Source organism: Enterocloster lavalensis (assembly GCF_046603895.1).
Classification (GTDB): Bacteria; Bacillota; Clostridia; order Lachnospirales; family Lachnospiraceae; genus Enterocloster; species Enterocloster lavalensis.
On the sequence record NZ_CP176637.1, the window covers coordinates 4,294,118 to 4,318,911 of the forward strand.

Sequence of the window (24,794 nt, forward strand, 5' to 3'; positions counted from 1 at the left end):
GGGATGAAACAGAAGACCGGCCGTGTGGCCGTGGAGGGACGGAAGATTGTAAAAGATTTCCAAAATGGAGGGACAGATACGCGGGTGTTAAAGGGCGTGTCGCTGAAAATAGACCAGGGGGAATTTGTGTCCATCATGGGGCCGTCCGGTTCCGGGAAAAGCACGCTGCTCTACATTCTCGGCGGGCTGGACGTTCCCACCGGCGGGCAGGTGCTGCATAATGGTGTGGATATTTCCCGGCTGAGGGACGAGCAGATGAGCCGCATGAGGCGGCAGAAGATCGGATTTGTGTTCCAGTTTTACAACCTGATCCCCAACCTGGATGTGGAGGAAAATGTGCTGCTCCCGCTGCTTTTGGACGGGCAGAAGGCGGGAAATTGCAGGCAGAGGCTGGACCGGATTCTGGAGATTGTGGGCCTGTCCCACCGGCGGAGGCACAAACCCCGCGAACTGTCGGGCGGGCAGCAGCAGCGGGTGGCCATCGCCCGCGCGCTGATCGGAAACCCGGAAATTCTCTTTGCCGACGAGCCGACGGGAAATCTGGACAGCAGGACCGGGGAGGAGATCATGAATCTGCTGGGGGAGATCAACCGGGATCAGGGGCAGACCATTCTCATGGTCACCCACTCCCCGGAAGCGGCGGGGCGGAGCAGCCGGGTGATTACTGTGCGGGACGGGGTGATTGTCTGAGGAGGGGAGGGCGTCGGGGATGGGACGAAAAAAGGGGGAGAGGAAAACAATCGCCCGCAGGCTGCGCCAGCGACCCATTACATTCAATAAAAACGGCCGCAGCGGTTTTGGACGCTGCGGCCGTTGGACATGGTGTGGTTTGCTATACTTGGGCGCCGTTAAAACGGCGCGGTTTGCTGCTCCGGGCGCATCGTTTGCCGCTGCGCCCGTCCTGCGCGCCATTTCTAATTCTTCAAATAGGCGCACACCTTATCGATCTGTTCCGCAAAGCTTCCGCCGAACTGATTCTCAAAAAACGCCCCGCCGATGGTAAAGGCTCCCAGCATGGGAAGGGTTTTCAGGTAGTCGATTCGCTCAAAGCTGTTTACGCTGCCCGCGATGGAAAAGGGCTTCTCCACTGCGCCGGACACTGCGGCCAGCAGCTCCTCAGGGGCGCCCCCGAGATAGCGGAAGGCGGACAGGTTGATGCCGTCCACGCCTTTGGCCTCGGCTTCCTTTACCGCCTCCACCACCTGGCCGATGGGGGCGCGCAGGCGTGTGTCGGGGTCCAGGGCCACGAAGGGGGAGTAGGCGATTCCGGCCTCCTTGCAGACACGGTGCACGCTCTCATAGTACAGCGTGCCTAAGAGATGGTCCGCGCCGCACTGGGCGCAGAGCTGGGCGGATTTTAGGCAGGTGGGTTCGTCGATGGCCAGCACTTCTATGTAGGTGCGCTTTCCGGCCTGTTTCATGAGGCCGATCAGTTCCGCCATGCTTTCCGGTGTGGTTCCCTCGATCTTAAAGCCCCAGTGGGTCGCCGCAGCGCCGCGGCACTCCAGAAAAAGTTCCTTTGCGTTGGCAACAGTCACGTCATGCCAGGTCAGCATGACAATCAAATTCTTGTCAATCATGTTTCGTGTCCTTTCAAGCGCGGTATATTGTAAGCTCCTGCGCATGGAGCGGGCGCTCTGTGCACAGGGGCCTGGGCTGCGCCGTACTACCGCATTTTCCGGGTCAGCAGCGCATAATAGGCTTTCTGGGCGGCCTGTTCCATCCAGGCGACCTTGGCGAAGGCTTCGTCCAGAGTGCGGCCAACGCATACTGCGCCGTGGTTGCCCATGATGCAGCAGTCCGAGTGCAGCAGGGCGTCGGCTGTGTTTTCGGCCACGTCGTGGGTTCCCGCGTCCGCGTAGGCCGCGCAGGGGATCACGCCGGTGAGCCCTTCGCCGATCAGGTCCAGGGGAACGTCCATGCGGCAGATGGCGAACACAGAGGCCCATTCGCTGTGGGTGTGGACGATGGCGCCGATGTCCGGGCGCTTGCGGTAAATGGCCACGTGCATATACCACTCGCAGGTGGGTTCGCTCCAGGGTACGAACACTTCCTCATCGGTGTTGGTGATGAAGCGCTCCCAGCCCCGGGCGTCCTGGAGATTTTTCTGGAAGCACCAGGAAGGGCTGCCGGACACATAGATCAGGCCGGTTTTTAAGTCGCGGACGCTGGTGTCGCCGGATTCGCCGGACGGGGAGTAACCCATGATATTCAGCTGGCGGGTCCCCCTGGCGACTTCGTTCTTGAACAGGATCTGGTCATAGTCCTGGTAAATGTTATAGTTATCCATTCAGATTCCTCCTTTAAGCGCAGACGGCGCTCAGCCGATTGTGTGAAGCTCTCCGATCATGGAGGCCAGTGTGATCTTGCGGGTGACGGATTCCATCCAGGCGAGATAGTTGAAGGCGTTGTCCATATTGTCGCCCACCGCGAGGGAGCCGAAATTGTGGAGCAGGACGTATTTTTCCTGCTTCAGATGACGGATGACCTCGCCGAAATAGGCTTCGTCCATGGACGGCTCTGCGGTCACGCACTCCACCGCGGTGCTGGCTTCAATCTGCTCGGCCAGCACGTAGGGAATGGACTCGCCGCGCTCGGAGAACAGGGAGGACCACACGGGATAGGTGTGGAGAATGGCGTGTACGTCCGGGCGGGCCTTGTACACGGCCAGATGTAAGGCCAGGCGCTCGCTGGGCGGCGTCACTGTGGTGACCGGCTCGCCGTCAAGGGTGGTGACGGCGATGTCGCTGCCGTGGTACTCCGATGGATCTGCGATGTAAAATGTGCCTGGCTTGATTGAGATAAATACCAAACCGGACTCCGCGTCCCGCAGGCTGACTTCTCCCATGCTGTCGTTGGGGAGATAACCCGCTTCGTACAGGCGCGCAAGCCCGCGGGCGGTCTCGTCCTGGAACAATTTCAATTTGTAAGTATTGTTTTCCGCCATATTTGATTGATCCTCCTATTCCGTATGCGATTGACTGATTGGTTCGTCTTTTTTGTTTGTCGACAACATAAAAAAGATAAATACCGGTTAATGGAAATATAACACACAAAGTATATAATAATCAATAGTTAAATACCAATTTGGGAATAGTGCTAATTCGTCATCGCTGAATTTAGCAATTAATCACAAAAAAATGGAAAATAATTTCCGATTATATCCATAAATGCATAGTTGAAAAAACGCAAAAATGGTGATAAGATAAATACCAAATCCTCCGACATCCTTCTGGCAGCCGCCTGGCAGTCGCTCAGTGGCCTCCCGGAAACCGCCAAACCGCCTCCGCCGTCCAATTTTTTCTAAAAATAGGAATTGACGGCCCCTCGCAGGCGAGATTATAATTAGATTCAGCAATGAGATTCAGCAGAAAACAGCGTGGACATGCGGAAAGAGGGGGATCGGATGAGGACAGAACGGGGCGAGGTAGTGGAGCGTCTGGAGTGTTATCTTTTGGAGCAACAGGTTGGCCCGGGCCAGTGCCTTCCCAGCGAGCGGGAGCTGTGCCAGGCGCTGAATGTGAGCCGCACGGCTCTGCGCTGCGCGATCCGCCAGCTGACGGACGAGGGGCTGCTCTACAGCAAGGCCAGTGTGGGCACCTTTGTGGCGGAGCCGAAGATACGGCGTCCGCTTCAGACCTACATTCCCTTTAAACGGACGGTGGAGCTGGCAGGACATGTGTTTACCAGCAAGGTCAATTCCTTCGAGGTGGTGGGGGCGGGGAAGCTCATCGGGGCTAACCTGCACCTGTTGATCGGGAAGCCGGTATACCGCCTGCGGCGGGTGCGTTTCATCGACGGGGAACCGTTCATGCTGGATACCAGCTATCTGTCCGAGGACCGTTTTCCCGGGCTGATGGACCACGATTTTTCAAAGGAATCCCTGTACACAGTGCTGCGGGAGCAGTACGGGACGGCGATCCGAAAGGGCAGCGAGAGCCTGCGGATCACCTACGCAACGGAGGAGGAGGCCCAGCTTTTGCAGACTCAGCCCGGCGCGGCCCTGTTCTACATCGAGGGCCTGGCCTTGGACGGCGCGGACGAACCCACGGAGTACGCTCGGGTGACGGTGCGGCCGGAGCGGGTGCAGTTTTCCAGTTCTATGAGTTAGGGATTTCCCAGGGGAGGCGGTAGAGAGATGGCGGATCATACGAATACAGTGGATTACAGAAGCCCGGTGTACCTGCAGATGCGCGAGCTGATCCGCAGCAGGATCGCGGAAGGGATTTATCAGCCCGGCGGCAGCATCCCGTCGGAGAACGAGCTGGCGGCGGAGTTTGAGATCAACCGCCTGACGGTGCGCAGCGCGGTGGACATTTTGGTGAAGGAGGGCCTGCTGAAGCGGGTCCAGGGTAAAGGCGTCTACGTGACCGGAGGCAAGATCGAGCAGGACGTGGGCGAATTGAAGGGATTTACCAGCACGCTCCAGGAGAGCAGGCGCAAGTCCGGCAAAAAGATTCTGGCCCGCAAGGTGCGGCCTGCCGGGGTTAAGTACGCCAGCATTTTCGGCATCGATCCCGGGGACCCGGTGTACTATATCCGGCGTCTGTGCAGCGCGGACGGGGAGCCGGTTTCTCTGGAAGAAATTTACATTCCACAGGCTGCGGCTCCGCGGCTGGACGGCGTGGACCTGTCGGTGTTCAGCCTCAGGGAGGCGTTCCATCTGTTGAACGTGGAGCTGAAAAGCGGTTTCCAGACCCTGGATATCACCAGGATCGGTACCCAGGAGGCCCGGATTCTGGACACGGAGGACAACCGGAACGTGTTTCTGGTGCGGTATACCAGCACCAACAGCCGGGATCAGGTGGTGGAATATGGGAAATGCTATATCAGGGGCGATAAGTTTTCCTTTAAGGTGGACTACGACGCGCCCTGACAGGGCCGGGGGTTGGAAACGAAGAACATCACAGGCAGCCGGATGGGCTGAGAAATGAGAGGAGAGTTTATTATGCCGTTTATCAATGTCAAGACAAATGTACCGGTCGGTTCCGACAAGGAAAAGGCTATCAAATCCGCGCTGGGACGGGATATCACCGCCCTGCCCGGAAAGACGGAGAACTGGCTGATGGTGGGGCTGGAGCCGGAGTGCCATCTGTGGTTCAAGGGCACGGATGAGCCGGCCGCCCTGGTAGACGTGTCCGTGTACGGCGGAGCCGACGCCGACGCTTACCGGGCTTTGACCGGGAAGGTCAGCGCGCTGCTGGCGGAGGAACTGGGGTTAAAGCCGGACCGGATTTACGTGAAATACTCGTCCACACCGGACTGGGGCTGGAATGGGGATAACTTCTGATTTTTGGCGGATCGCTGTGGATTGAGGATTAAAAACCGCCGCGGGAGACGGGGACAGTGCGGGTTGACACTGAAGGGCCTCCTGCGGCGGTTTTTTGACGCTTTGTTTTGCGGTTACACGAAATAATCCCCATACTGCTCCTTCAAATATTCCACGATCTCCCGCTCGCTTTTCCCCGCCAGCTCCAGCACAAAGCTGGAAGCCAGGAACCGGTGCTTCAAGGTGGAGAAGCCCCGGGCCAGCAGGCGGTCGATGTCCTCCTGGCTCACAAAGAAGTTCAGGCGGATCACCGGCAGGTTCTGGGCGCTTAAAATGTTGTAGATGCGGGAGGAGAAGCAGAAAATGCAGTCGTACTCCAGTTCCTCCAGCCGGTGGATCTCGTTGATGTTGAAGGTTCCCTTCCACTCCAGGGCCACGTACTCCCGGATCTGCTCCAGGAAGAAGCTGACCCGCTCGAAGTTGATGCTGGTGACCACCACGATTTTTTTGCGGTGGCGGTCCACGATGCGGTTTCGCAGGACGTGCTTCTGCACCAGAAGCGTCAGGGTGGAGAAATGCTCGTCCATGAACGAGAAGTTGTAGGCGGCCTTGAAATACACCCCGTACTTCTGGATGATCTGGTAGAGGTTCAAAAACTGTTCCCGGGTATTTTCCACGGTCTTGTCCACGAAGGTGCAGTGGAAGTGGCTGAGCGTGATCTCGCGGTAAAAATAGCTGTACAGCTCGTCCAGAAATTCTTCCCGGATGGAAAATGGCTCGGGCAGGCTGGCCACCACCTGCTCGGCAAACTGCTCCGTGGTCTGCCACAGCCGTCCGTCAAAGGGAAATTCCAGGCTGCGGGAGAAATTGAGCATGCTTAAGGCCACGTTGTAGAGCCGGTTCTCCCGGGGATTGTCCGAGAAATGCATGTTGAGCGGGGCCAGGGGCAGGCGGTAGGAGAGCTGCATGGACTCGTCGATGGGGCGGCTCTGCATGAGGCAGATGAACAACAGCAGAAACTTCTTGGACGGGTAGTTTAAGGACAGCCCGGCGTCCGCCAGAAAGGCGTTCAGCTGTTCCACCGCGCTGCCGGAGGTCTTTTGCAGGCAGTCCGCGGCCTGGTCGTAGCTCTGCTTCTCCAGAGGTGTGTTGGCGAAGCGGGCCTCGATGCGGTTCTCGTCCGTAAATTCCAGCAGGGGGTGGAGAATGTCGATGACCAGAAACCGAAGCTGCAGCTCGTCCCCCTCGATGGACAGCCCTTTTTTCTTCAGAGTCACCAGCTGCAGGCCGTGGTCGGAGAGCAGCCGCCGCAAATTGGCCGTGTCCTGCTTTTTCGTGGTCAGAGACAGGCCCCAGCTCTCGTACAGGGAGGAGGCGTTCACATATCCCTGGAAGAAAATAGTGACGATCACCACCCGGATCCGCTCCGCCCAGGAGCTGGCGTAGTCCTCCATGCTGATGCCCTTGATAAAGTCCACAAATTCCTTGTAGTTCACCCGGCTTAAGCACCAGCCCTTTTTGATCTCAATCATGGGGGCCGCAGAGTAGAGGTTGATCTGCTCGATGGCCCGGCGGATGGAAATTTCATTTTTTTCGAACTGCATCGCCACTTTGTGCAGCGGGATGCTCTGGCGCTTCTGGATGAAGCGGAGAAGGCTTAGATCGTCGTAGCTGAGACCCATTGGGGTGTCCTCCTTTTGCGGTATCCTTGTAAATTGTCTTTATTATAGGGGCAGAGGCCGGAAAAGACAATCACAAGATATATAAATTGCATCGGAAACATGCTGTGTGATTGGATGAATTTGCCAGTGAACAGTTGCGGAAGGGGGAGAAAATAGTGAAAATAAATATATTTTTTCTGGAAAAAATAAAAAACATATTGACAAATGCTTAAAAATAGATAAAATAAAAGACAGAAACGAGGAATGTTACTGCTTAGGCAGGCATAACCAAGATCTATGACGCGTTTTAGAGTGAAAGCGCGCGGGTCCTGGTTGTGCCTGCTTTTTGTTGGTTACAATGGGCCGCGGGCGTAGCTTGCGGCCATTATTGTGGAAAAAAGCGGGTGGGTCGGATTTTGAAAGAAAGGAGCCGAGGGGATGGAAATCATCAGGATTTATAACAACAACGTTGCGGTTGTCCGGGGGGATGACGGAAAAGAAATGATTGTCATTGGAAAAGGCTTGGTTTTCCAAAAACACGCAGGCGATTTGGTGGATGAAACCAGGGTTGAAAAATGTTTCACCCTGCAAAATCCCAGGGTTATGACAAAGCTGGAGCAGCTGATCAAGGACATGCCTTCTATTTACCTGAGTATATCGGAAGAGATTGTGGAAATGATCCGCAGCGAATCGGATTTAAAACTGAGCGAAAACATTTATATTACGCTGACAGACCATATCAGCATGTCCCTGGAACGGGAGAAAAAGGGCGTGATCCTCGGAAATCCGTTCCTCATTGAGATCAAACAATTTTACAAAAAAGAATTTAAACTGGCGGAAAAGGCTGCGGATATTATCAAAAAGCATCTGGGACTGGATATATCCGAGGATGAGATCGGGACGATCACACTGCACATTGTCAACGCCTCGATGAACCAGAATCTGGAAAATACGGTAAAGGCCACAAGAATGATCCAGGATATCCTGAACATCGTGCAGGAATGCAGCGAGTGCCGGTTCGACGAGGAATCCCTGGCCTACAGCCGGTTTGTGCGGCATTTGCAGTTTTTGGCGAAAAATCTGTTGGAAAAGCGCAGCAAGTCGGAGCGGGACGATTTTATGTTCAAAATCACCCGGTTAAGATTCCCCGAAGCCGCCGCATGCGTCCGCAGGATCAAGGCGCATCTGGAGGAGGCCTTCGGGGTCTCCATCTCCGAGGCGGAGCAGGGATTCCTGATTTATCACATTGTAAATCTTACATCGGAAAAAACAAACTAGACAGACGGGTGCGGCGCAATCGACGCGCGGGATTGTCCGGGCCTTGAGTATGATAAAAAAGAAAATGATCAGGAGGTTAATCAAATGGCAGTTCAAGTTGAAAAATTGACCAGAGCCATCATGGAAAAGGTTGGCGGTGAAGAGAACGTATCGATTGTAACCCACTGTGTGACACGGCTGCGTTTTATACTGAAAAATGTGGAGCTGGCGGACACGGAGGGAATCAAGGCGCTGGACGGGGTGCTGGGAGTGGTGATCGGCTCGGGCCAGTACCAGGTGATTCTGGGGGCGAATCTGTTCCCGGTGTTTGAGAAAATTACCAAAGAGTACCAGGTGGAGACGGAGGACGCGGTGGACGAGACTCACACCGAGGATTTCCAGCTTGCGGGAAGCAAGAAGGGGTTCGGATTCTATGTGGGGAAGGTCACGCAGTTTTTGTCCGCCTCGCTGACGCCGTTTATCACAGTGCTTTACGGGGCCGGTATGCTGAAGGTCATGTTGAGTCTGGTGTCCTATTTCTTCCCGGACGCGGCAGCCGGAAACACGTACATGATGTTCAATTTCCTGGGAAACACTCCCTTCTATTTCATGCCGGTGCTGATCGCATACGGTGCGGCCCGCACGCTGAAAAGCAATCCGGCCTTTGCGATCGCCATGGCGTGTATGCTGCTCAACCCTGATTTTGTGGCACTGGTGGGAGGCGAGCAGGCAATGTCCATTTTCGGCCTGCCGGTGATCCTGGTCAAGTATTCCAATACGCTGCTCCCGGCTATTTTCTCGGCGATCCTGCTGGCGTACCTGGAAAAATTCTTCTATAAGGTAATTCCGGCGGTGCTCCGGTCGGTATTTGCGCCGCTGTGCACCCTGGCCGCCGCCCTTCCCATCGTCATGGTGGTGCTGGCGCCCCTGGGAACCATTGTGGGTAACTATGTTGTAAAGCTGTTCGTGTCCGTCTACGGCGTGACGGGAGGCATCGCGGTTGGACTGCTGGCGGCGGTATGGCCCTTTATCGTGATGGGCGGCATGAACATGCTGTTCGTGGCTCCCATGACGGAACTGCTCTCCAATGTGGGGTACGACAACTTTTTCCGGCCCTCGTGGATTTTACATAACATAGCGGAAGGCGGGGCCTGCATCGGCGTTGCGCTGCGGACGAAAAATAAACAGCTGAAGTCGGATGCAGTGGCGGCGGCCATCGGCGCCATCGTGTCGGGCGTGTCGGAGCCTGCGATCTACGGCATCAACCTGCGGCTGAAAAAACCGCTCTACGCGGTGGTGATCGGCGGCCTGGCGGGCGGCTGCACAGCGGGAATCCTGGGGGCAAAGGCCTACACGCTGGGATATTCCAGCATCCTGGCGGTTCCGATTTTCATGGATACCATGCTGGCCATCGTGGTCGCCATCGCCGTGACCTTTGTGGTCTCCGTGGCCTCCACCCTGGTGATGGGATTTGAGGATGTGCCGGAATCCAAACTTTAATTTCGGACCAGGATCATTGACAACATTTGGAAAGAGTGACAAGATGGGATTTTTAGGACGTATTTTTAACAGAGAAGCCGATGGGGCCGCCAATGAAATCGTAGCGGTGGCGGACGGGGTGCTGCTGCCCATAGAACAGGTGCCGGACCCGGTATTTTCCCAGAAAATGATGGGGGACGGCGTAGCCATCGATGTGAGCGGCAGCCAGGTGGTGGCTCCGGCGGACGGGGTGCTGTCCATGCTGTTTCCCACGCTGCACGCCTTCGGCCTGACCATGGATAACGGGATTGAAATTCTGGTCCACATCGGTCTGGACACGGTGGCTTTAAACGGCCGTGGGTTCGCGTCGAAGCTGAAGGTGGGGACGCCGGTAAAAAAGGGGATGGAGATTGTCCGTTTCGACCGGGAATTGATCCTCGGCCAGGGGTACAATCCCATGACCATGATGATTTTTACCAATACGAACGGTCATACCATGAAATTTGTAACAGAAGGTAATGCGAGAAAAGGAAGGAGCGTAGTGGCCGTTTTTTAAAGGGCTGCGGACATAATATGAATACGATGAGAAACGGATTTCCAGAAGGTTTTTACTGGGGAGGCGCGATCGCCGCGAATCAGGCGGAGGGCGCGTATCTGGAGGACGGGAAGCTGCCCTCCACGGCGGATATCAAGGCGAGGGGGTTCTTTGGCGGTCTGCGCCGGGATGCGGATTACTACCCCACGCACCGGGCTATTGATTTTTACCACCGCTACAAAGAGGATTTGGCGCTGTTTGGCGAGGCCGGTTTTAACATTTTCAGGACCTCGATCAACTGGACCCGCATTTTCCCCACAGGGGAAGAGGACGTTCCCAACGAGAAGGGGCTGCAATACTATGAGGACTTGTTCCGCGAGGCAAAAAAGAACGGGATGACCATGATGATCACCATTTCCCACTATGAGACTCCCCTGAATCTGGTGGACAAGTACGGCGGCTGGGATAACCGGAAATTCATTGATTTCTATCTGAAATTTGTGAGAACCATCGCGACCCGGTTCAAGGGGATGGTGAAATTCTGGCTCACCTTTAATGAGATCGGAAACGCGGCGGTGATACCCATTTGCTGGGATGCGGCGGGCCTGCACCCGGAGAGCGAAAATCTGGAACAGCGGATGTATCAGGCCGCCCACCACCAGTTTGTAGCCAGCGCCCTGGCCACGAAAATGATCCATGAGATCGACCCGGACGCCCAGGTGGGCGCGATGATCGCATACAAAACCGTTTACCCCTATACCTGCAAGGTGGAGGACGTGAAGGCCGCGGAGGCGGCGAAGCGGAAGGAATATTTCTTCTCGGATGTGCAGGCGAGAGGGTATTATCCCGCTTATATATGGAGATATTTTGAGGAGAACGGTATTCAAATCGCCATGGAGCGGGGGGACGAGGAGATTATAAGGGCCTATCCCATTGACTTTATTACGTTCAGCTATTACCGATCCAGAGTTGTGTCCGCGGATTATGAGGAACCGGCGGAGAAGACCACGGACACGCTGGAAGGGCTGGTGAATCCCTATCTGCCCAAGACGGATTGGGGATGGACGGTGGACCCGGACGGCCTGCGTCTGGCGTTGAACGAGCTGTATGACCGCTATCAGCTCCCGCTGTTTGTGGTGGAAAATGGACTGGGCGCGCGGGATACGGTGGAAGCGGACGGCCGGATTCACGACAGCTACCGCATCGACTATATGTCCGCCCATATCAAAGCCATGAGGGAGGCGGTGAAGGACGGTGTGGACCTGCGCGGATACACCATGTGGGGCCCCATCGATATTGTCAGCAACGGCACAGGTCAGATGTCCAAGCGGTACGGGATCGTATACGTGGACCTGGACGACGATGGAAACGGTACGGGAAACCGGAGCAAAAAGGATTCCTTTGCGTGGTATCAACAGGTGATCGCTTCCAACGGAGAAATTTTATAAGAGAGGGCTAAGGGGAGTAACGCAGCGGCCATTGGCGCCAACCGATTTGTTCGGACGGCACCGATGGCCGTTTTTGTCTGTTTTCATCTGATCGAAATAGGGGCAACTAAACGCAACAATAACTTGTACTTTTTTTGCCTTGAAGCAACCATTCCAATCTGCGATAATAAAGCCAGTTCATAAGGCGCCTTTAGATCAAAACTATTAAAACTACATATTTACGTGAGAGAGGGAAACATATGAGTACAAAAAAGTCAAGCTGGAAGGATAGTATCCAGACCTTCGGCCGCTCCCTGCTGCTGCCTATCGCGCTGCTGGCGCCGATTGGAATGGTAATGGGTATCTGCAGTGCAATGGGACAGTCCTACATGATTGAAAAGTTCCCGTTTTTGGGAAATGAGATTCTCAAACTGGTTTTATCGAGCTTACAGACCATCACCAGCATCGTGTTCAACAACATTCCGCTGCTGTTCGCAATGGGCGTGGCCCAGGGTATGGCGAAAAATGAGAAGGGCATCGCCGTGTTCTCCTCAGCGGTGGGTTATCTGACCCTGAACGTGGTCATGAGCGTTTACCTGAAAGCAACCGGCACCATGGCGGACGCGGCTGTGGCGGCCCAGGTGGGCCAGGGTACGGTGCTGGGCATCCAGACCCTGAAAATTGAGGCCCTGGGCGGTTTGATCTCCGGCCTGGTGGCCGCCAAGGTGGCGGACCGGTTCTACCGGCTGGAGCTGCCCCTGGCATTTGCCTTTTTCGGCGGCAAGAAGTCCATCCCGATTATCACCTTTGTCTGCATGATCCCCATCGGCCTGGTGATCCCGGTGATCTGGAACGTGCTGACCAGCTTCCTGATCAGTATCTCCTTCATTTTCACCGCGCCTTACGTGGGAAATGCCGTCTACTACACCCTGAATCGGGCGCTGATTCCCTTCGGCCTGCACCATGTTCTGGCTTCCCTGGTGCGTTTTACCGAGGCGGGCGGCACTTACATGATCAACGGAACCGAGTATGTGGGTATCTTAAATGCAACCAACGAGATTCTGTTCAACTTAGGGCCCACCAGTGAATACTGGAAGCAGCTTATGCCCACTCTGACCAGCTACCTGGGCGGCGCGCAGATGCTGACCACTTTGTTCCGGGTGCCGGCCATCGGCCTGGCCATGTACCACACTTCGTTCCTGAAGAACCGCAAGATCGCCAAGGGCGTGATCCTGACCTGCTGCCTGACCGCGTTTCTGGGCAACATTACCGAGCCGCTGGAATTCTCTTTCCTGTTCATTTCACCGCCGCTGTTTATCCTGTACTGCGTGATGTGCGGCATCGGCGCGATCCCTTACCAGATGTTAAACATCTGTATCGGATATATCCGCGGAACGATTTTCGACTTCGGCATTTTCGGACTGCTGTATGAGGACACCCAGTGGATCAGCCTTGTGATCCTGGGAATCATCAATTTTGTAGTTTTCTATTTCGTATTTAAGTGGTTTATAGTAAAATTCAATCTGGAGACGCCGGGACGGGAAGCCTTTGAGATTGAGGAATCCGCCAGCGTGCTGCTCAAGGAAAAGAACTGGCCCGCCATCGCGGCCATCGTGATCGAGGGCCTGGGCGGCAAGGAAAATATCGTCAACGTGGAGAACTGTATCTCCCGTCTGCGCGTGGATTTGAAGGATCCGAATAAGGTGGATCAGATCAAGATCAAGGATTCGGGCTGCGCGGGTATTTTCTTCCCGTCCGCCAACCACATCCATGTGGTATTCGGCCCCCATGTGGAATTTGTCCGCCACGCAGTGGACGATTCTTTGAAAAAATAAGAGGTGAACAATGCGAGCTTTATATGATTCGAAAAGTAAACTGGACGACCGGGGGATCAAGGCGCTGCTCAGTGAGACGGAAAAGTACCGGACCTGGCTGAAGGTGGAGGCCGCTCTGGCCCTGGCCCAGGCGGAGGAGGGATTCATTCCCCGGGAGGCAGCAGAGGATATCGCCTCCGTCCGCTTTGAGGATCTGGACCTGGAAGAGATGGATCGTATCAAGGCCAGGGTGGGCCACGGTTTCGTGCCATTCGTGAAGGTGCTGGTGAAGGCCTGCCGCGGGGAGGGCGCAAAATACGTGCACTACGGCGTTACCACCCAGAATATCCAGCAGACCTCCCAGCTCTATATTACAAAAGAAGTCAACCGGGTGTTCAAGAGCTTTATTGCGGACATTCTGGACAATCTGGGAACCCTGGCCGGGGACAACGCGGACACGGTGATGGCCGGGCGGACCCACGGAAAGCACGCCATTCCCATTACCTACGGCTACAAGGTGTCCGTGTATATCAGCGAGCTGTTAAACAGCTTGGAGCGGCTGGAGGAATGCGAGAAGCGGGTGTTCGTGGCTATGATGGGCGGCGCGGTGGGCGGATTCAACGCCACCGGCCGGCCCGGCCGCAGAATCCAGGAGCGGGTGGCGGAAACGCTGGGCATGAGGCCCATGGACGTTCCCAGCCGCAATATGAGCCAGATGAAGGTGGAGTATTTGATGAACCTGTCCCTGCTGTGCAATACGCTGCACAAGATGGCGGAGGAGGTCTATTACACCGGCATCGAGGAGTTTTCCGAGGTCAGCGAGTCCTTTACGCCGGGCACCATCGGCAGTTCCACCATGCCCCAGAAGATCAATCCCAAGCTGGCCAAGGGCATTATCGCCAACTCCCAGAAGCTGTACTCCCTGTCCACCACCGGGCTTTACTCCGCGGTGCGGATGTTCGAGGGGGACAGCAGCTCCTACATGCTTTTTGACGGGCTGATGGAGGAAGGGCTGGAGCTGGCCACCGAGGTGCTGATCCGCGGGGAGGAGCTGACCCGGACCCTGCATGTAAACCGGGATCGGATGTTACAGAACGTGAATCTGAACCGGGGGCTGGACAACAGCGAGTATGTGATGATGAACGTGGCCGCCAAGCTTGGCAAGGATAAAGCACATGAATTGATGTACGATAAGGCAATGAAGGTGGAGCTGGAGGGCCGGGATTATCTGAGCGTGCTGTTGGAGGACGACGGGATTACCGCTATGTTCTCGGAGGAGGAATTGCGCAGCATGATCGATCCGGCGAGCTATACCGGGCTTTGCAGCGAGATTGCGGCGGATATGGCCGGGAAGGCTAAGGCGGCGGCAGGGGAGCTTAGGGCGCGGATTGAATAAGAGGTCGTGAGACGCAGGGGTGGGCTGGCGTGGGCCGGGCCATCCGCGTTCCGGGGAAACTTTGGGCTGAACCGGCGGGAGCCGGACCGCCCGGGCGGAGGCTGTGGCCGGAACGTTTCCGGGGCGGAGGTTGTGGCCGGAATGTTACCGGGGCGGAGGTTGTGGCCGGAATGTTACCGGGGCGGACTGCACGTGTTCCGGGAAGATTTTAGGCCGGGGCGCCCGGGGAGCCACCCGCGATAACTGGAAGATAGAATTGGAGGAACGATCACAATGGGACTGTTTGGACGTAAAAAAGTAGATTTTGTATCCCCCATGGGCGGCAGGCTCATGCCGGTCACCGAGGTGCCGGACCCGGCGTTTTCCTCGAAAATGCTGGGCGACGGGTTCGCGGTGGACCTGACCGACGGCCAGGTGGCGGCGCCCTTTGACGGGGAGGTCACAGCGGCGTTTCCCACCGGCCACGCCTACGGCTTAAAGCGGGCGGACGGCCTGGAGTGCCTGATCCACATCGGCATGGACACGGTCCAGATGGAAGGCCGGGGCTTCGACGTAAAGGTTCAGGCCGGAGATAAGGTGAAAGCGGGCCAGACGCTGGTGACGGTGGATCTGGGCCTGGTGAGGCAGAGCGGGAAATCGCTGGTATCGCCGGTGGTATTTGTGAACGGCGAGGCGGTAACGCTGCTGAAAACCGGCGCGGTTGTCCGGGGCGAGGCGGATATCGTGAAATTTTAGAACAGCCGCAGGGGAGTATTGGCTGATTAGCGGGGGATGCGGCGGCGGAACGGCGCATCCTCTTTTTAAATTTGCCCGCTATGGGCGGGCTCTGACTTAAACGGAAAAGAGGGAGTATCGGATGAGAGAATCGCATATTATTACAATCGCAGGCGCGGGGAGCGCGCGGGTGCCGGCCCTGGTGGGGACGTTGGTCAACTATAAGGAGCGTTTTCCGCTCTCCAAGATCATTTTCTATGATATTGACAACGAGCGCATGGGTTTGATGGAGGATTACGACCGGCTGGTGCTGAAATGTTTTTACCCGGAGTGCGAGGTGGTGTTCACCACGGACGAGGACGAGGCTTACCGGGAGACGGATTTTGTGTTCTGCCAGATGCGGGTGGGCAAGACTGTCATGCGGTCTCTGGACGAGAAGATTCCGCTGCGCTATGGGCTGGTGGGCCAGGAGACCTGCGGGCCGGGCGGATTTGCCTACGGAATGCGCTCGCTGGGAGCAATGAAGCACATGGTGGAGAAGGTGCGATCCTACTCGAAGGACACCTGGATTTTAAATTACACCAACCCGGCGGCTATCGTGGCCCTGGGGCTGGACAAGATGTTCCCGGAGGACGGGCGGATTTTAAATCTCTGTGACCAGCCCTTTTCCCTGATGAAGAGCTACGCCAAGATTCTGGGCGTGCCCCAGGAAAAGCTGCGGGCCAGGTATTTCGGCCTGAACCATTTCGGGTGGTTTACGGAGCTTAAGGACACGGACGGAAACGACCATTTCGACACCCTGCGGACTTATCTGCGGGACCACGATTTCCAGCCTTTTAACGCGGAGCAGCGCTCCAAATCCTGGCTGGACACCTACGTGCGAGTGAACAAATATATGAAGTTCATCGACGAGTACATTCCCACCACCTATTTGCAGTATTACATGTTCCCGGAGGAGATCGCGGCGGAGAGCGACCCGGCGTACACCCGGGCGGACGAGTCCAGGGATTCCCGGGAAAAGGAAGTGTTCGAGGTCTGCGCCAAAGCGAAGGGACGGGACACCATGGAGGGGCTGGAAATGCTGACCAACAGCGTGTTCGGCAACCTGATGGTGGAGGTGGCGGAATCCATCGCCTACGACTTGAACCGGGAGTTTATCGTGCTGGTGCGCAACGACGGCATCATCGGCAATTTTGAACCGGATGCGATTGTGGAGGTGGCCGGGACGATTGGGAAGGATGGCGCCAAGGGGTATCCATTTGGGGACATTTCACCCTATTATAAGGGGCTGATGGAAGGGCAGTACGCATATGAGCTGCTGACCGTGGAGGCGTTCTTGGAGCAGGATTATACCAAGGCGTTGAAAGCGCTGATTTTGAACCGCTCGGTAGTGGACCCGTCCAAGGCTAAGGCGGTGCTGGATGATCTGATGGAAGCGAACCGGGATTACTGGACGCTGAAGTGATGGGGCGGGGGATCGGGATGGAAATGCAGGCTTTGGGTTTGGAGACGTTGCCGAGGCAGGAATGCAGGCGTTGTGTTTAAAGCCGCTGCCGGGACGGAAATACGGCGCTGGGTTTGGAGCCGCTGCCGGGGAAGGAATGCAGGCGCGGGTTTGAAGCCGCTGCCGGGGAAAGGAATGCAGGGCGTGGGTTTGGAACCGTCGCGGCACGGGAAAATTTACAGATTTTAGGGGGAACAAACGATGATTCTATATTCAAAACACATCATCCTGGAAGATCGGGAATTCGACGGCTTTCTGGAGCTTCAGGACGGGAAGATCAAGGGGCTTCACAGCGCCTGGGACGGCCCGTACCGGGATTTCGGGGATCAGGTGATTCTGCCTGGCTTCATAGACATCCACATCCACGGGTGGGCCACCGGCTCCTTCTGGTTTGAAAAGACCGCCGGGGCGGTGGGGGAAATGTGCCGCACCCTGCCCTACGCCGGGGTTACGTCCTTTCTGGCTACCTCGGGGGCGGACACCATCCCGGAGATCAAGCGCTGCATCGCGGCGGCGGACGAGGCTTACGAGGCTGGATATCCCGGGGCGGAGCTGCTGGGCGTGCACCTGGAAGGGCCGTTCATCAACCCGCAGTACCGGGGCATGCAGCGGGAGGAGTGCTGCATTGCTCCCGGCCTGGAAATGATGGAGGAGCTTTACGGCAGCTTCCGCCACCCACAGCTGTGCCGTCACATGACCATCGCCGTGGAGCGGGAGGGGGCCGGGGAGGTCCTTGCTTTCTGCCGAAGCCACGGCATCCAGACCGCGGTGGGCCACAGTGCGGCCACCTTTGAGGAGATACGGCGGATGCGGGAGTATGGAATCGGGGGATTTACCCACACCTTCAGCGGCATGAGGGGCTTCCACCACCGGGAGCCGGGGGTGGCCGGTGCGGCCCTGTATTTCGACGATATGATGTGCGAGTTCGCCAAACAGACCGGCATGACGGTGAGCCACGAGGCATTTGACATCGCCTACCGGATCAAGGGCAGCGGGCGGATCATTCTGACCACGGATTGCAGCGGCCTGGCCCAGACCCAGACCGAGTTTGACCACTATGTGCGGAAAATGAAGTTTGTGAAGGACGGGGACCGGCTGCGCATCGACCACTACGACGGGCAGCAGGAGTGGGTGAACCCAAGAGACTATGAGGCGGTGAAGGAGCTGGAGCTGAGCTACGCGGGCTCCGTCCAAAACATGGCAAGGCATACGCGGGTGGACTGGCAGGACATCATGCGCATGACCAGTCTGAATCCGGCCCGGTATATCCATGTGGACGACCGCAAGGGCAGCATCGAACCGGGAAAGGACGCGGATCTGACGATTCTGGATCAGGATTTGAATCTGGTCTGCGTGTATTGCAGGGGAAGGGAGATCGGAAATGAAATGTGCAGTCAGTGATTTTGACCGGACCTTTTATGTGGACAGCCGGGTGAGCCCGCGCAATCTGGAGGCGGTGCGGGCCTGGCAGGCCGCGGGAAACTGGTTTGTGATCGCCACGGGCCGCAACGAGGCTTCCCTGCGCCAGCTTCTGGACGAGTACGGGATGAAGCCGGACGCGCTGATCCTCAACAACGGCGCGGTGATCCTGGACCGGGAGTGGCGGGAATTGTTCTGTAAGCCAATCGTTAAGGAGACGGCCATGGAGGTGCTGCGCTATCTCCACGGTCTGGACGGAGACGGCAGCGGCGTTTCCCTGCGCCATTACAAGGTGAACGTGTTGTCCGGGGCGGGAACCACCACCCAGAAGCCGTGCAGCGGGGATTTGACCATCGACGAGGCCGGAGATTTGGAGGAGATCGTGCAGATTCACCGGCGGCGGCCGGACGAAGTTTATATACGGGAGTTGTGCCGGGATTTGAACGCCCGGTTTTCCGACATTTCCGCTTACGCAAATGTATGTAACGCGGATATCGTGGCCCATGGCGTGGACAAATCCGCCGCAGTGGGCTGGCTGGCCCGGTGGGCGGGGGGATTTGACGAGATTCTGACCATCGGGGACAGCGCAAACGACGTGCGCATGATCCGGGAGTACGGCGGGGCTACCTTGAAAAGCGCGGCTTTGTCCGTTCGGGCCCTGGCCATGCGGGTGGTTGAGGATGTGGCGGAGTTTTTGGAGATGGGGGAGTTGTAGAAAAGGAGTGCGCCTCAGCCGGGCTCGAAGGCTGAGGCGCTTTTTGCCGGCGTGCGCCTGGCGGTGTACCTTTGAAAAGGGCTATTTTCCTGCAATATAAGCGTTATACTGGCGTATCACCCAATCCTTGGTGACGACGATTGCATTCTCGTTAAACGGGGAAATAAAACCGCGTTCCACATATTCATTGCAAAGATTTCTTGGTTTCCCGATGGATTCAAAACAGTCCTCGACGAACTGTTTGTCGCAAATGCATGTATGCCGGTCGCTATATAAGGAAGAGCTGAACATAAACGCATACTCCGGCGCGCAATAGAGCGTGTTGTACTCGTTGAATTTAGAGATTGCCGGTTCGCCGAAGAGAATGTTTGCCTGCCCGTTATGTATCCAGATTGTCAGACAGACTAAATTCCCCACATCGCTTCTCACATGGTCGGTTTCCCAGGAGCTGTAATAGAATGCCTCGAAATCGGAGAAGCTGTAAACTTCCTTATATTTTTTGATTTTGTCTAAATAAGGGATACAATCTTTACAGGTACACTGCTGATCAACCCCAAATTCAGGATCTATTTTGTCGCAATAAAAACAGCAGCATTCATCCACCAGCGTATAGGAAACTACCATATCCAAAAACGGATACTTCCCTGCCAAATCCGCGTACATTGGAACAAATTCCTCTAATTCCGGGTACCTTCCCAGATGGACCAGATCTCCGCCGATTGTACCGTCCGTATAGACCCATGTGGACAGCCAGCTGTATCCCTGACGGTAAAAGATATTCTTCAGTACGCCGCGATTACTTCTTGGGTCGAACCAGGAACGCTCATCGTCAGAGCCTTTACCGAACAAAGGCTCTTCCCCGACGATCAGCTGCATCGCCTGTTCCCTGGAAATGGACCTGCCTCTCACTAATACCAAAGGGCGGCGCACGTTGCTCAACTCGTTACAAACCGCTTCATCATAATTTGTTATGTGATATTGCTCGATCAGAGCCTGCCTGTTCCGGGACCATTCCATTTTATATTCGGCTAGCATTGCCTTCATGGCTTCAGTGAGCTCAAGCGGGCAAAAACCAGGAAGCTTTTTATCTTCCCCCATCCTTAATCACCTCGTTTCTTTGAATGGTATGCATTGTTTGGGCTATCGTTTTAAAGCAAGAATCACCAACTGATTTTCCTTAGTTCCTCATCGGCATTCAGGCCATATGCCTCGATACATCTTTTAAGGTAGTTCTCATCTGCCTGGACAATGCCATTGTCCTGATAATATTCCGGCAGGTATTTATCCCTGTTTTTGCCCTCATACAATTTGACATATTCAGCATATTTTTTAACCGTTCTTTTCGGACTCATGATCTCCAAAACCTGATCGTGGACCCAGATACCGCAGACAATCGATTCCTCAAAAGTCGGAATCGTCCGATCGTAAGGATTATATTTATATGTAAATCCACTGGCGGCGGATGGCGGAGATTCATCCCAATCTGTTATGGCAATCACCAAATCCAGATATGGGAATGCCATCATTTTGATAAACCATTCTGCAATAAATTCATCAACATCAGGATACTTTTGGGTTATCGCGTCACAGCCTACCGTGCCGTCCGCGTGAATCCAGCCATAGTGCCGCGGGTAATGGTGGCGGTCAAAGATCCAACTGTCAAAATTCATACTTCCGATGTAGTCTGCATGTTCCTGAACCGCGCTGGTTCCTGATCTAAAAACATTGTCCACACGCCGGATGATATCAAAAGCCTGATCCGCGGTAACTTTTTTTCCTCTCATCCGATAATAGGGCCGTCTTGTAAACGATTTGAATTCCCTGACCTCTTCGTCTACAATGATTTCGGGCGCTGTCAGCTTTTGGTACTGATCCGCAGTTAAAAGTGACCATGTTGTAAAATCCAGGAAAAAAGTCCTGCTTATTTCACGTAAAATGCTATTCCAGGTAAATGAGTTTGATAAGTAACAATTACCGCCCTCATCAAACGTCATGACGGAATCTCTGTCTGCTATGCCCTGTAGGCAATAATCAATGATGTTAATCGCGCTCACCTCCGATGGTTATCTATACGTTATAACCACTTATGCTCCCATGGTTTCCCACCGGATTCAAAACAGTCCCCAACACCGGCCTGATCATATCCTTTTTGGATCGTAAACGGGATCTGTGTGATGTCAATTATAACAAATTCAGTGCAGAACAAAATTTCAAAAAAGGGATGATTTGTAATCCGGGTCCGTAAAAATCATTGCAAATCCAGAATCATGTTTGAATTGATCAATCTGGTTGACATTTCCCTGTTTTTTCGGTATAATTTTCCAAAATGGCCGACAGAAGTCGACGCAGGAACGAGAAGGTTCCAAAGAGATAAACGCAGCAGTGCGTAAAACAAAAATCAAACGATCAATACGAATTACAATACCAGGAAGGTATAGGCGTCCCCAAGGATGCGTATCACGGTTCCTGGTATTTTTTTGTGGGCTGGGGACCCAAGTGCCGAATGCGCGAGCCATTGGCCAGGCTTGCGGCGAATCAATCGATTCGGGGTGTGTTGCGAGAAATGAAACCAGACATAATTGGGAGGAAATGTAAAATGCGATATAACATAAAGACACTGCTGGCAGTGGGAATGGCCGCGGCTGTGCTTACCGCCTGTTCCGGCGGCGGTACGGAGACAAAGGACAGCGGACAGACCGTTTCGGAGACAGACGGGGCGGGCGGCGCCGCCGTTCAGGAGGCGGACAGCACAACCGGCTCCAAAGACAGCGTGATCGTGGTCATGGGACCCACCTCGGAACCGGAAGCCGGTTTCGATCCGGCCTACGGATGGGGGGCCGGGGAGCACGTTCACGAGCCGCTGATTCAGAGCACGCTGACGGTCACAACCACGGATTTGAAGATTGGGTACGACCTGGCCACGGACATGGAGGCCAGCGAAGACGGGCTGACCTGGACCGTGAAAATACGGGACGACGCCAGTTTTACCGACGGAGAGAAGCTCACCGCCGCCGACGTGGTTTTTACCTACAATACGCTGCGGGACACCAGCTCGGTCAATGATTTCACGATGCTGGACCGGGCGGAGGCGGTGGACGATACCACTGTCCGGTTCTATCTGAAGCGCCCTTATTCCATCTGGCCGTACACCATGGCCATCGTGGGCATTTTGCCGGAACACGCCTACGGCCCGGATTACGGGGAACACCCCGTCGGATCGGGGCGTTACATACTAAAGCAGTGGGACCGGGGGCAGCAGGTGATCTTTGAGGCCAACCCGGATTACTACGGGGAAGCGCCCAAAATGAGGAAGGTGACGGTGTTGTTTATGGAGGAGGACGCGGCCTTTGCGGCGGTGATGGCGGGACAGGCGGATATCGCCTACACGGCGGCTTCCTACTCGGATCAGACAGTTCCGGGCTACGAGCTTTTGGCCTTTGACACCGTGGACAACCGGGGGTTCAACCTCCCCGCGATTCCCGCGGGCAGCGTCTCAGAGCAGGGCGTGCCCCTGGGAAATGATTTCACCAGCGACGTGCTGGTGCGGCGGGCCATCAACATCGGCATCGACCGGGATGAGATGATTGAGCATGTGCTGAACGGTTACGGCAGCCCGGCCTACAGCGTCTGTGACAAGATGCCCTGGTATGAGCCGGACGCGCAGGTGAAATACGACCCGGCAGGTGCGGCTGCGCTGCTGGATGAGGCGGGATGGACCGCGGGAGCGGACGGAATCCGCACAAAGGACGGATTGCGGGCGGAGCTGACGTTTCTCTACCCGGCCAGCGATTCCGTGCGCCAGGCGCTGGCCGCGGACTCTGCGGACCAGCTGAGGAAGCTTGGCATTGATACCAAAACCGAGGGTGTGGACTGGGATACGGCCTATACCCGCGCCCAGTCGGAGCCGTTGCTCTGGGGCTGGGGCGCGCACACGCCCATGGAGCTTTACAATATTTACCATACCATGGAGAAAACGGGTCTGGCGGAGTATTCCCCTTACGCCAACCAGACGGTGGACCGGTACATGGACGAGGCCCTGGCGGAGAGCGACCTGGAAGCCTCCTATGAGCTGTGGAAAAAGGCACAGTGGGACGGGACGGCGGGAATTACCCAGGAGGGGGATATCCCATGGATCTGGCTGGTGAACATCGATCATTTGTACTGGTCCAGAGAGGGCCTTCAGGTGGCGGAACAGAAGCTGCACCCACATGGGCACGGCTGGTCCATTGTGAATAATGTGGATCAGTGGAGTTGGAAGTAGGGGCGGACCGGCAAATGGCGCGGACCGGGAAATGGCTCGGGCCGGGAAATGGTGCGGGTTGGGGAACGGCGTGGGTTGGGGAACGGCTTGGACCGGGAAGCGGTGTGGGCCGGGAAATGGCTCGGGTCGGGAAACGGTGTGGGCCGGGAAACGGTGTGGGTCGGGAAATGGCGTAGCTCGGGAAACAGTCCACATCAGGAACCGGAAAAATCAGGAAATTAAGGGTTGAGAGGAGAACGGTAGTTTGAAGGTAAATGGAGTGTGGATTATAAAAAACCTAATCAGGATTGGGGTGCTGCTGACCCTTGTCAGCGCGGCCGCATTTTTCCTGGTGTCCGTCTCCCCTCTGGATCCCTTAAAAACCAATGTGGGGCAGGCGGCGCTGGGATCCATGAGCCCGGAACAGATTGCGAAGCTGGAGGAGTATTGGGGAGTCAATACTCCTCCTGTGGCGCGTTTTATGGCCTGGGCGGGGGATTTCCTCCGGGGCGATATGGGCGTCAGCCTGCTGTACCGCCGGCCGGTGTCCCGGGTGATTGCGGTGAAATTATCCAATTCCCTCTGGCTCATGGCTGTGGCCTGGATGGTGTCGGGCCTGGTGGGAATTTTGCTCGGCGTTGTGGCCGGGGCCAACCGGGGGCGGACGGTGGACCGGGTGATTTCCGGTTATGCGCTGATTACGGCCAGCACGCCGGCCTTCTGGCTGGCCCTGGTGCTGCTGATGGTGTTTGCGGTGTGGCTGAAGCTGCTGCCCATCGGGCTTTCCGTACCCATCGGCGTGGAGGCGTCGGGGGTGACGTTGGGCGACCGGATTGTGCACGCCATTCTCCCGGCGCTGACTCTGTCCATTACCGGAATTTCTAACATTGCAATGCACACCCGGGAGAAGATGGCCCAGGTAATGGACAGCGACTATATTCTGTTCGCCAGGGCCAGAGGGGATTCCAAATGGACCATGATCCGCCGCCACGGCCTGCGCAACATTATCCTGCCGGCCATGACATTGCAGTTCGCGTCCATCAGCGAGATTTTCGGCGGCTCGGTGCTGGTGGAGCAGGTATTTTCCTACCCGGGCCTGGGTCAGGCGGCGGTGACGGCGGGGCTGGGGGGAGACATCCCCCTGCTGTTGGGCATCACGGTGATCAGCGCGGCCATCGTGTTCGCCGGAAATTTCACCGCCAACCTGCTTTACGGCGCGGTGGACCCAAGAATTCGGAGCGGGAGGGCGCGGGCATGAGGCGGTTGACGGAGCGGGAAGGCGCGGGGAGGAGACGGACGGCAAGGCTGGATAATGTGGAAGGAAAACGGGCGGCAGGGCTGGATGATGTGGAAGGAAAACGGGC

The 24,794-nt window shown here is 56.0% G+C and carries 22 protein-coding genes; 16 read left to right on the forward strand and 6 right to left on the reverse strand.

Annotation, left to right across the window (positions count from 1 at the left end; genetic code table 11):
• Positions 1-3: 3 nt before the first annotated feature.
• The gene (locus tag ACK2JC_RS19140) at positions 4-690 is read left to right on the forward strand and encodes an ABC transporter ATP-binding protein (RefSeq protein WP_118755565.1); all 687 of its coding nucleotides are present in this window, start codon (positions 4-6) and stop codon (positions 688-690) included.
• Positions 691-914: 224 nt separating this feature from the next.
• Here the strand turns inward: ACK2JC_RS19140 and ACK2JC_RS19145 are convergent, their stop codons facing one another.
• The 3 genes from ACK2JC_RS19145 to ACK2JC_RS19155 form a co-directional block, all read right to left on the reverse strand.
• Positions 915-1,580, reverse strand: a complete 666-nt coding sequence (locus ACK2JC_RS19145; protein ID WP_368270957.1) for a hypothetical protein — start codon at positions 1,578-1,580, stop codon at positions 915-917.
• A gap of 86 nt (positions 1,581-1,666) precedes the next feature.
• Complete coding sequence (locus ACK2JC_RS19150; protein WP_092361228.1) at positions 1,667-2,290, reverse strand: class II aldolase/adducin family protein; 624 nt, start codon at positions 2,288-2,290, stop codon at positions 1,667-1,669.
• Between the two features lie 30 nt (positions 2,291-2,320).
• Complete coding sequence (locus tag ACK2JC_RS19155) at positions 2,321-2,947, reverse strand: class II aldolase/adducin family protein (RefSeq protein WP_320936863.1); 627 nt, start codon at positions 2,945-2,947, stop codon at positions 2,321-2,323.
• A gap of 459 nt (positions 2,948-3,406) precedes the next feature.
• Here ACK2JC_RS19155 and ACK2JC_RS19160 point away from each other — a divergent pair, with 459 nt between their 5' ends.
• From ACK2JC_RS19160 to ACK2JC_RS19170, 3 genes are all read left to right on the forward strand, one after another.
• On the forward strand, positions 3,407-4,111 hold the full coding sequence (locus tag ACK2JC_RS19160) for a GntR family transcriptional regulator (RefSeq protein WP_166434366.1): 705 nt from the start codon (positions 3,407-3,409) through the stop codon (positions 4,109-4,111).
• 27 nt (positions 4,112-4,138) lie between these two features.
• The gene (locus tag ACK2JC_RS19165) at positions 4,139-4,876 is read left to right on the forward strand and encodes a GntR family transcriptional regulator (RefSeq protein WP_227169626.1); all 738 of its coding nucleotides are present in this window, start codon (positions 4,139-4,141) and stop codon (positions 4,874-4,876) included.
• A 72-nt stretch (positions 4,877-4,948) separates the two neighbouring features.
• Positions 4,949-5,290: a phenylpyruvate tautomerase MIF-related protein gene (locus ACK2JC_RS19170; protein ID WP_092361224.1), complete on the forward strand. Its 342-nt coding sequence runs from the start codon at positions 4,949-4,951 to the stop codon at positions 5,288-5,290.
• A gap of 113 nt (positions 5,291-5,403) precedes the next feature.
• On the opposite strand, the gene ACK2JC_RS19175 is transcribed toward ACK2JC_RS19170, so the two are convergent.
• The gene (locus ACK2JC_RS19175) at positions 5,404-6,951 is read right to left on the reverse strand and encodes a helix-turn-helix domain-containing protein (RefSeq protein WP_320937345.1); all 1,548 of its coding nucleotides are present in this window, start codon (positions 6,949-6,951) and stop codon (positions 5,404-5,406) included.
• Positions 6,952-7,368: 417 nt separating this feature from the next.
• Between ACK2JC_RS19175 and ACK2JC_RS19180 the strand changes: the two genes are divergently transcribed.
• The 10 genes from ACK2JC_RS19180 to ACK2JC_RS19225 all read left to right on the forward strand — a co-directional run bounded on the left by ACK2JC_RS19180 (position 7,369) and on the right by ACK2JC_RS19225 (position 19,190).
• The gene (locus tag ACK2JC_RS19180) at positions 7,369-8,208 is read left to right on the forward strand and encodes a PRD domain-containing protein (protein ID WP_092361222.1); all 840 of its coding nucleotides are present in this window, start codon (positions 7,369-7,371) and stop codon (positions 8,206-8,208) included.
• An 84-nt stretch (positions 8,209-8,292) separates the two neighbouring features.
• Complete coding sequence (locus tag ACK2JC_RS19185) at positions 8,293-9,687, forward strand: PTS transporter subunit EIIC (RefSeq protein ID WP_118755560.1); 1,395 nt, start codon at positions 8,293-8,295, stop codon at positions 9,685-9,687.
• A gap of 43 nt (positions 9,688-9,730) precedes the next feature.
• Positions 9,731-10,222: a PTS glucose transporter subunit IIA gene (locus tag ACK2JC_RS19190; protein ID WP_166445699.1), complete on the forward strand. Its 492-nt coding sequence runs from the start codon at positions 9,731-9,733 to the stop codon at positions 10,220-10,222.
• 26 nt (positions 10,223-10,248) lie between these two features.
• Positions 10,249-11,649, forward strand: coding sequence for a glycoside hydrolase family 1 protein (locus ACK2JC_RS19195; RefSeq protein WP_334309319.1), 1,401 nt, complete (start codon positions 10,249-10,251; stop codon positions 11,647-11,649).
• Between the two features lie 239 nt (positions 11,650-11,888).
• The gene (locus ACK2JC_RS19200) at positions 11,889-13,463 is read left to right on the forward strand and encodes a PTS transporter subunit EIIC (protein WP_276949964.1); all 1,575 of its coding nucleotides are present in this window, start codon (positions 11,889-11,891) and stop codon (positions 13,461-13,463) included.
• A 10-nt stretch (positions 13,464-13,473) separates the two neighbouring features.
• Positions 13,474-14,838, forward strand: a complete 1,365-nt coding sequence (locus ACK2JC_RS19205) for an adenylosuccinate lyase family protein (protein WP_320937347.1) — start codon at positions 13,474-13,476, stop codon at positions 14,836-14,838.
• 273 nt (positions 14,839-15,111) lie between these two features.
• Positions 15,112-15,573: a PTS glucose transporter subunit IIA gene (locus ACK2JC_RS19210; RefSeq protein ID WP_320937348.1), complete on the forward strand. Its 462-nt coding sequence runs from the start codon at positions 15,112-15,114 to the stop codon at positions 15,571-15,573.
• Positions 15,574-15,694: 121 nt separating this feature from the next.
• On the forward strand, positions 15,695-17,017 hold the full coding sequence (locus tag ACK2JC_RS19215) for a 6-phospho-alpha-glucosidase (RefSeq protein ID WP_320937349.1): 1,323 nt from the start codon (positions 15,695-15,697) through the stop codon (positions 17,015-17,017).
• A 240-nt stretch (positions 17,018-17,257) separates the two neighbouring features.
• Positions 17,258-18,457 (forward strand): N-acetylglucosamine-6-phosphate deacetylase, encoded by a 1,200-nt coding sequence (locus ACK2JC_RS19220; protein ID WP_320937350.1) that lies wholly within the window; start codon positions 17,258-17,260, stop codon positions 18,455-18,457.
• A complete protein-coding gene (locus ACK2JC_RS19225; RefSeq protein ID WP_320937351.1) occupies positions 18,438-19,190 on the forward strand; it encodes an HAD-IIB family hydrolase in 753 nt (250 codons plus the stop codon). The genes ACK2JC_RS19220 and ACK2JC_RS19225 overlap by 20 nt, the downstream gene beginning before the upstream one ends.
• A gap of 81 nt (positions 19,191-19,271) precedes the next feature.
• Here ACK2JC_RS19225 and ACK2JC_RS19230 read toward each other — a convergent pair whose 3' ends face one another.
• Positions 19,272-20,288 carry a hypothetical protein gene (locus ACK2JC_RS19230; protein WP_320937352.1) on the reverse strand — a complete coding sequence of 339 codons (1,017 nt, stop codon included), beginning with the start codon at positions 20,286-20,288 and terminating at the stop codon, positions 19,272-19,274.
• 62 nt (positions 20,289-20,350) lie between these two features.
• Positions 20,351-21,184, reverse strand: a complete 834-nt coding sequence (locus ACK2JC_RS19235; protein ID WP_320936763.1) for a hypothetical protein — start codon at positions 21,182-21,184, stop codon at positions 20,351-20,353.
• A 602-nt stretch (positions 21,185-21,786) separates the two neighbouring features.
• On the opposite strand from ACK2JC_RS19235, the gene ACK2JC_RS19240 reads away from it, so the two are divergent.
• Entirely contained in the window at positions 21,787-23,451 is a 1,665-nt protein-coding gene (locus ACK2JC_RS19240; protein WP_368270956.1) for an ABC transporter substrate-binding protein, read from the forward strand.
• A gap of 244 nt (positions 23,452-23,695) precedes the next feature.
• Positions 23,696-24,688 carry an ABC transporter permease gene (locus tag ACK2JC_RS19245; protein WP_368270955.1) on the forward strand — a complete coding sequence of 331 codons (993 nt, stop codon included), beginning with the start codon at positions 23,696-23,698 and terminating at the stop codon, positions 24,686-24,688.
• The last annotated feature ends 106 nt before the right edge of the window (positions 24,689-24,794 follow it).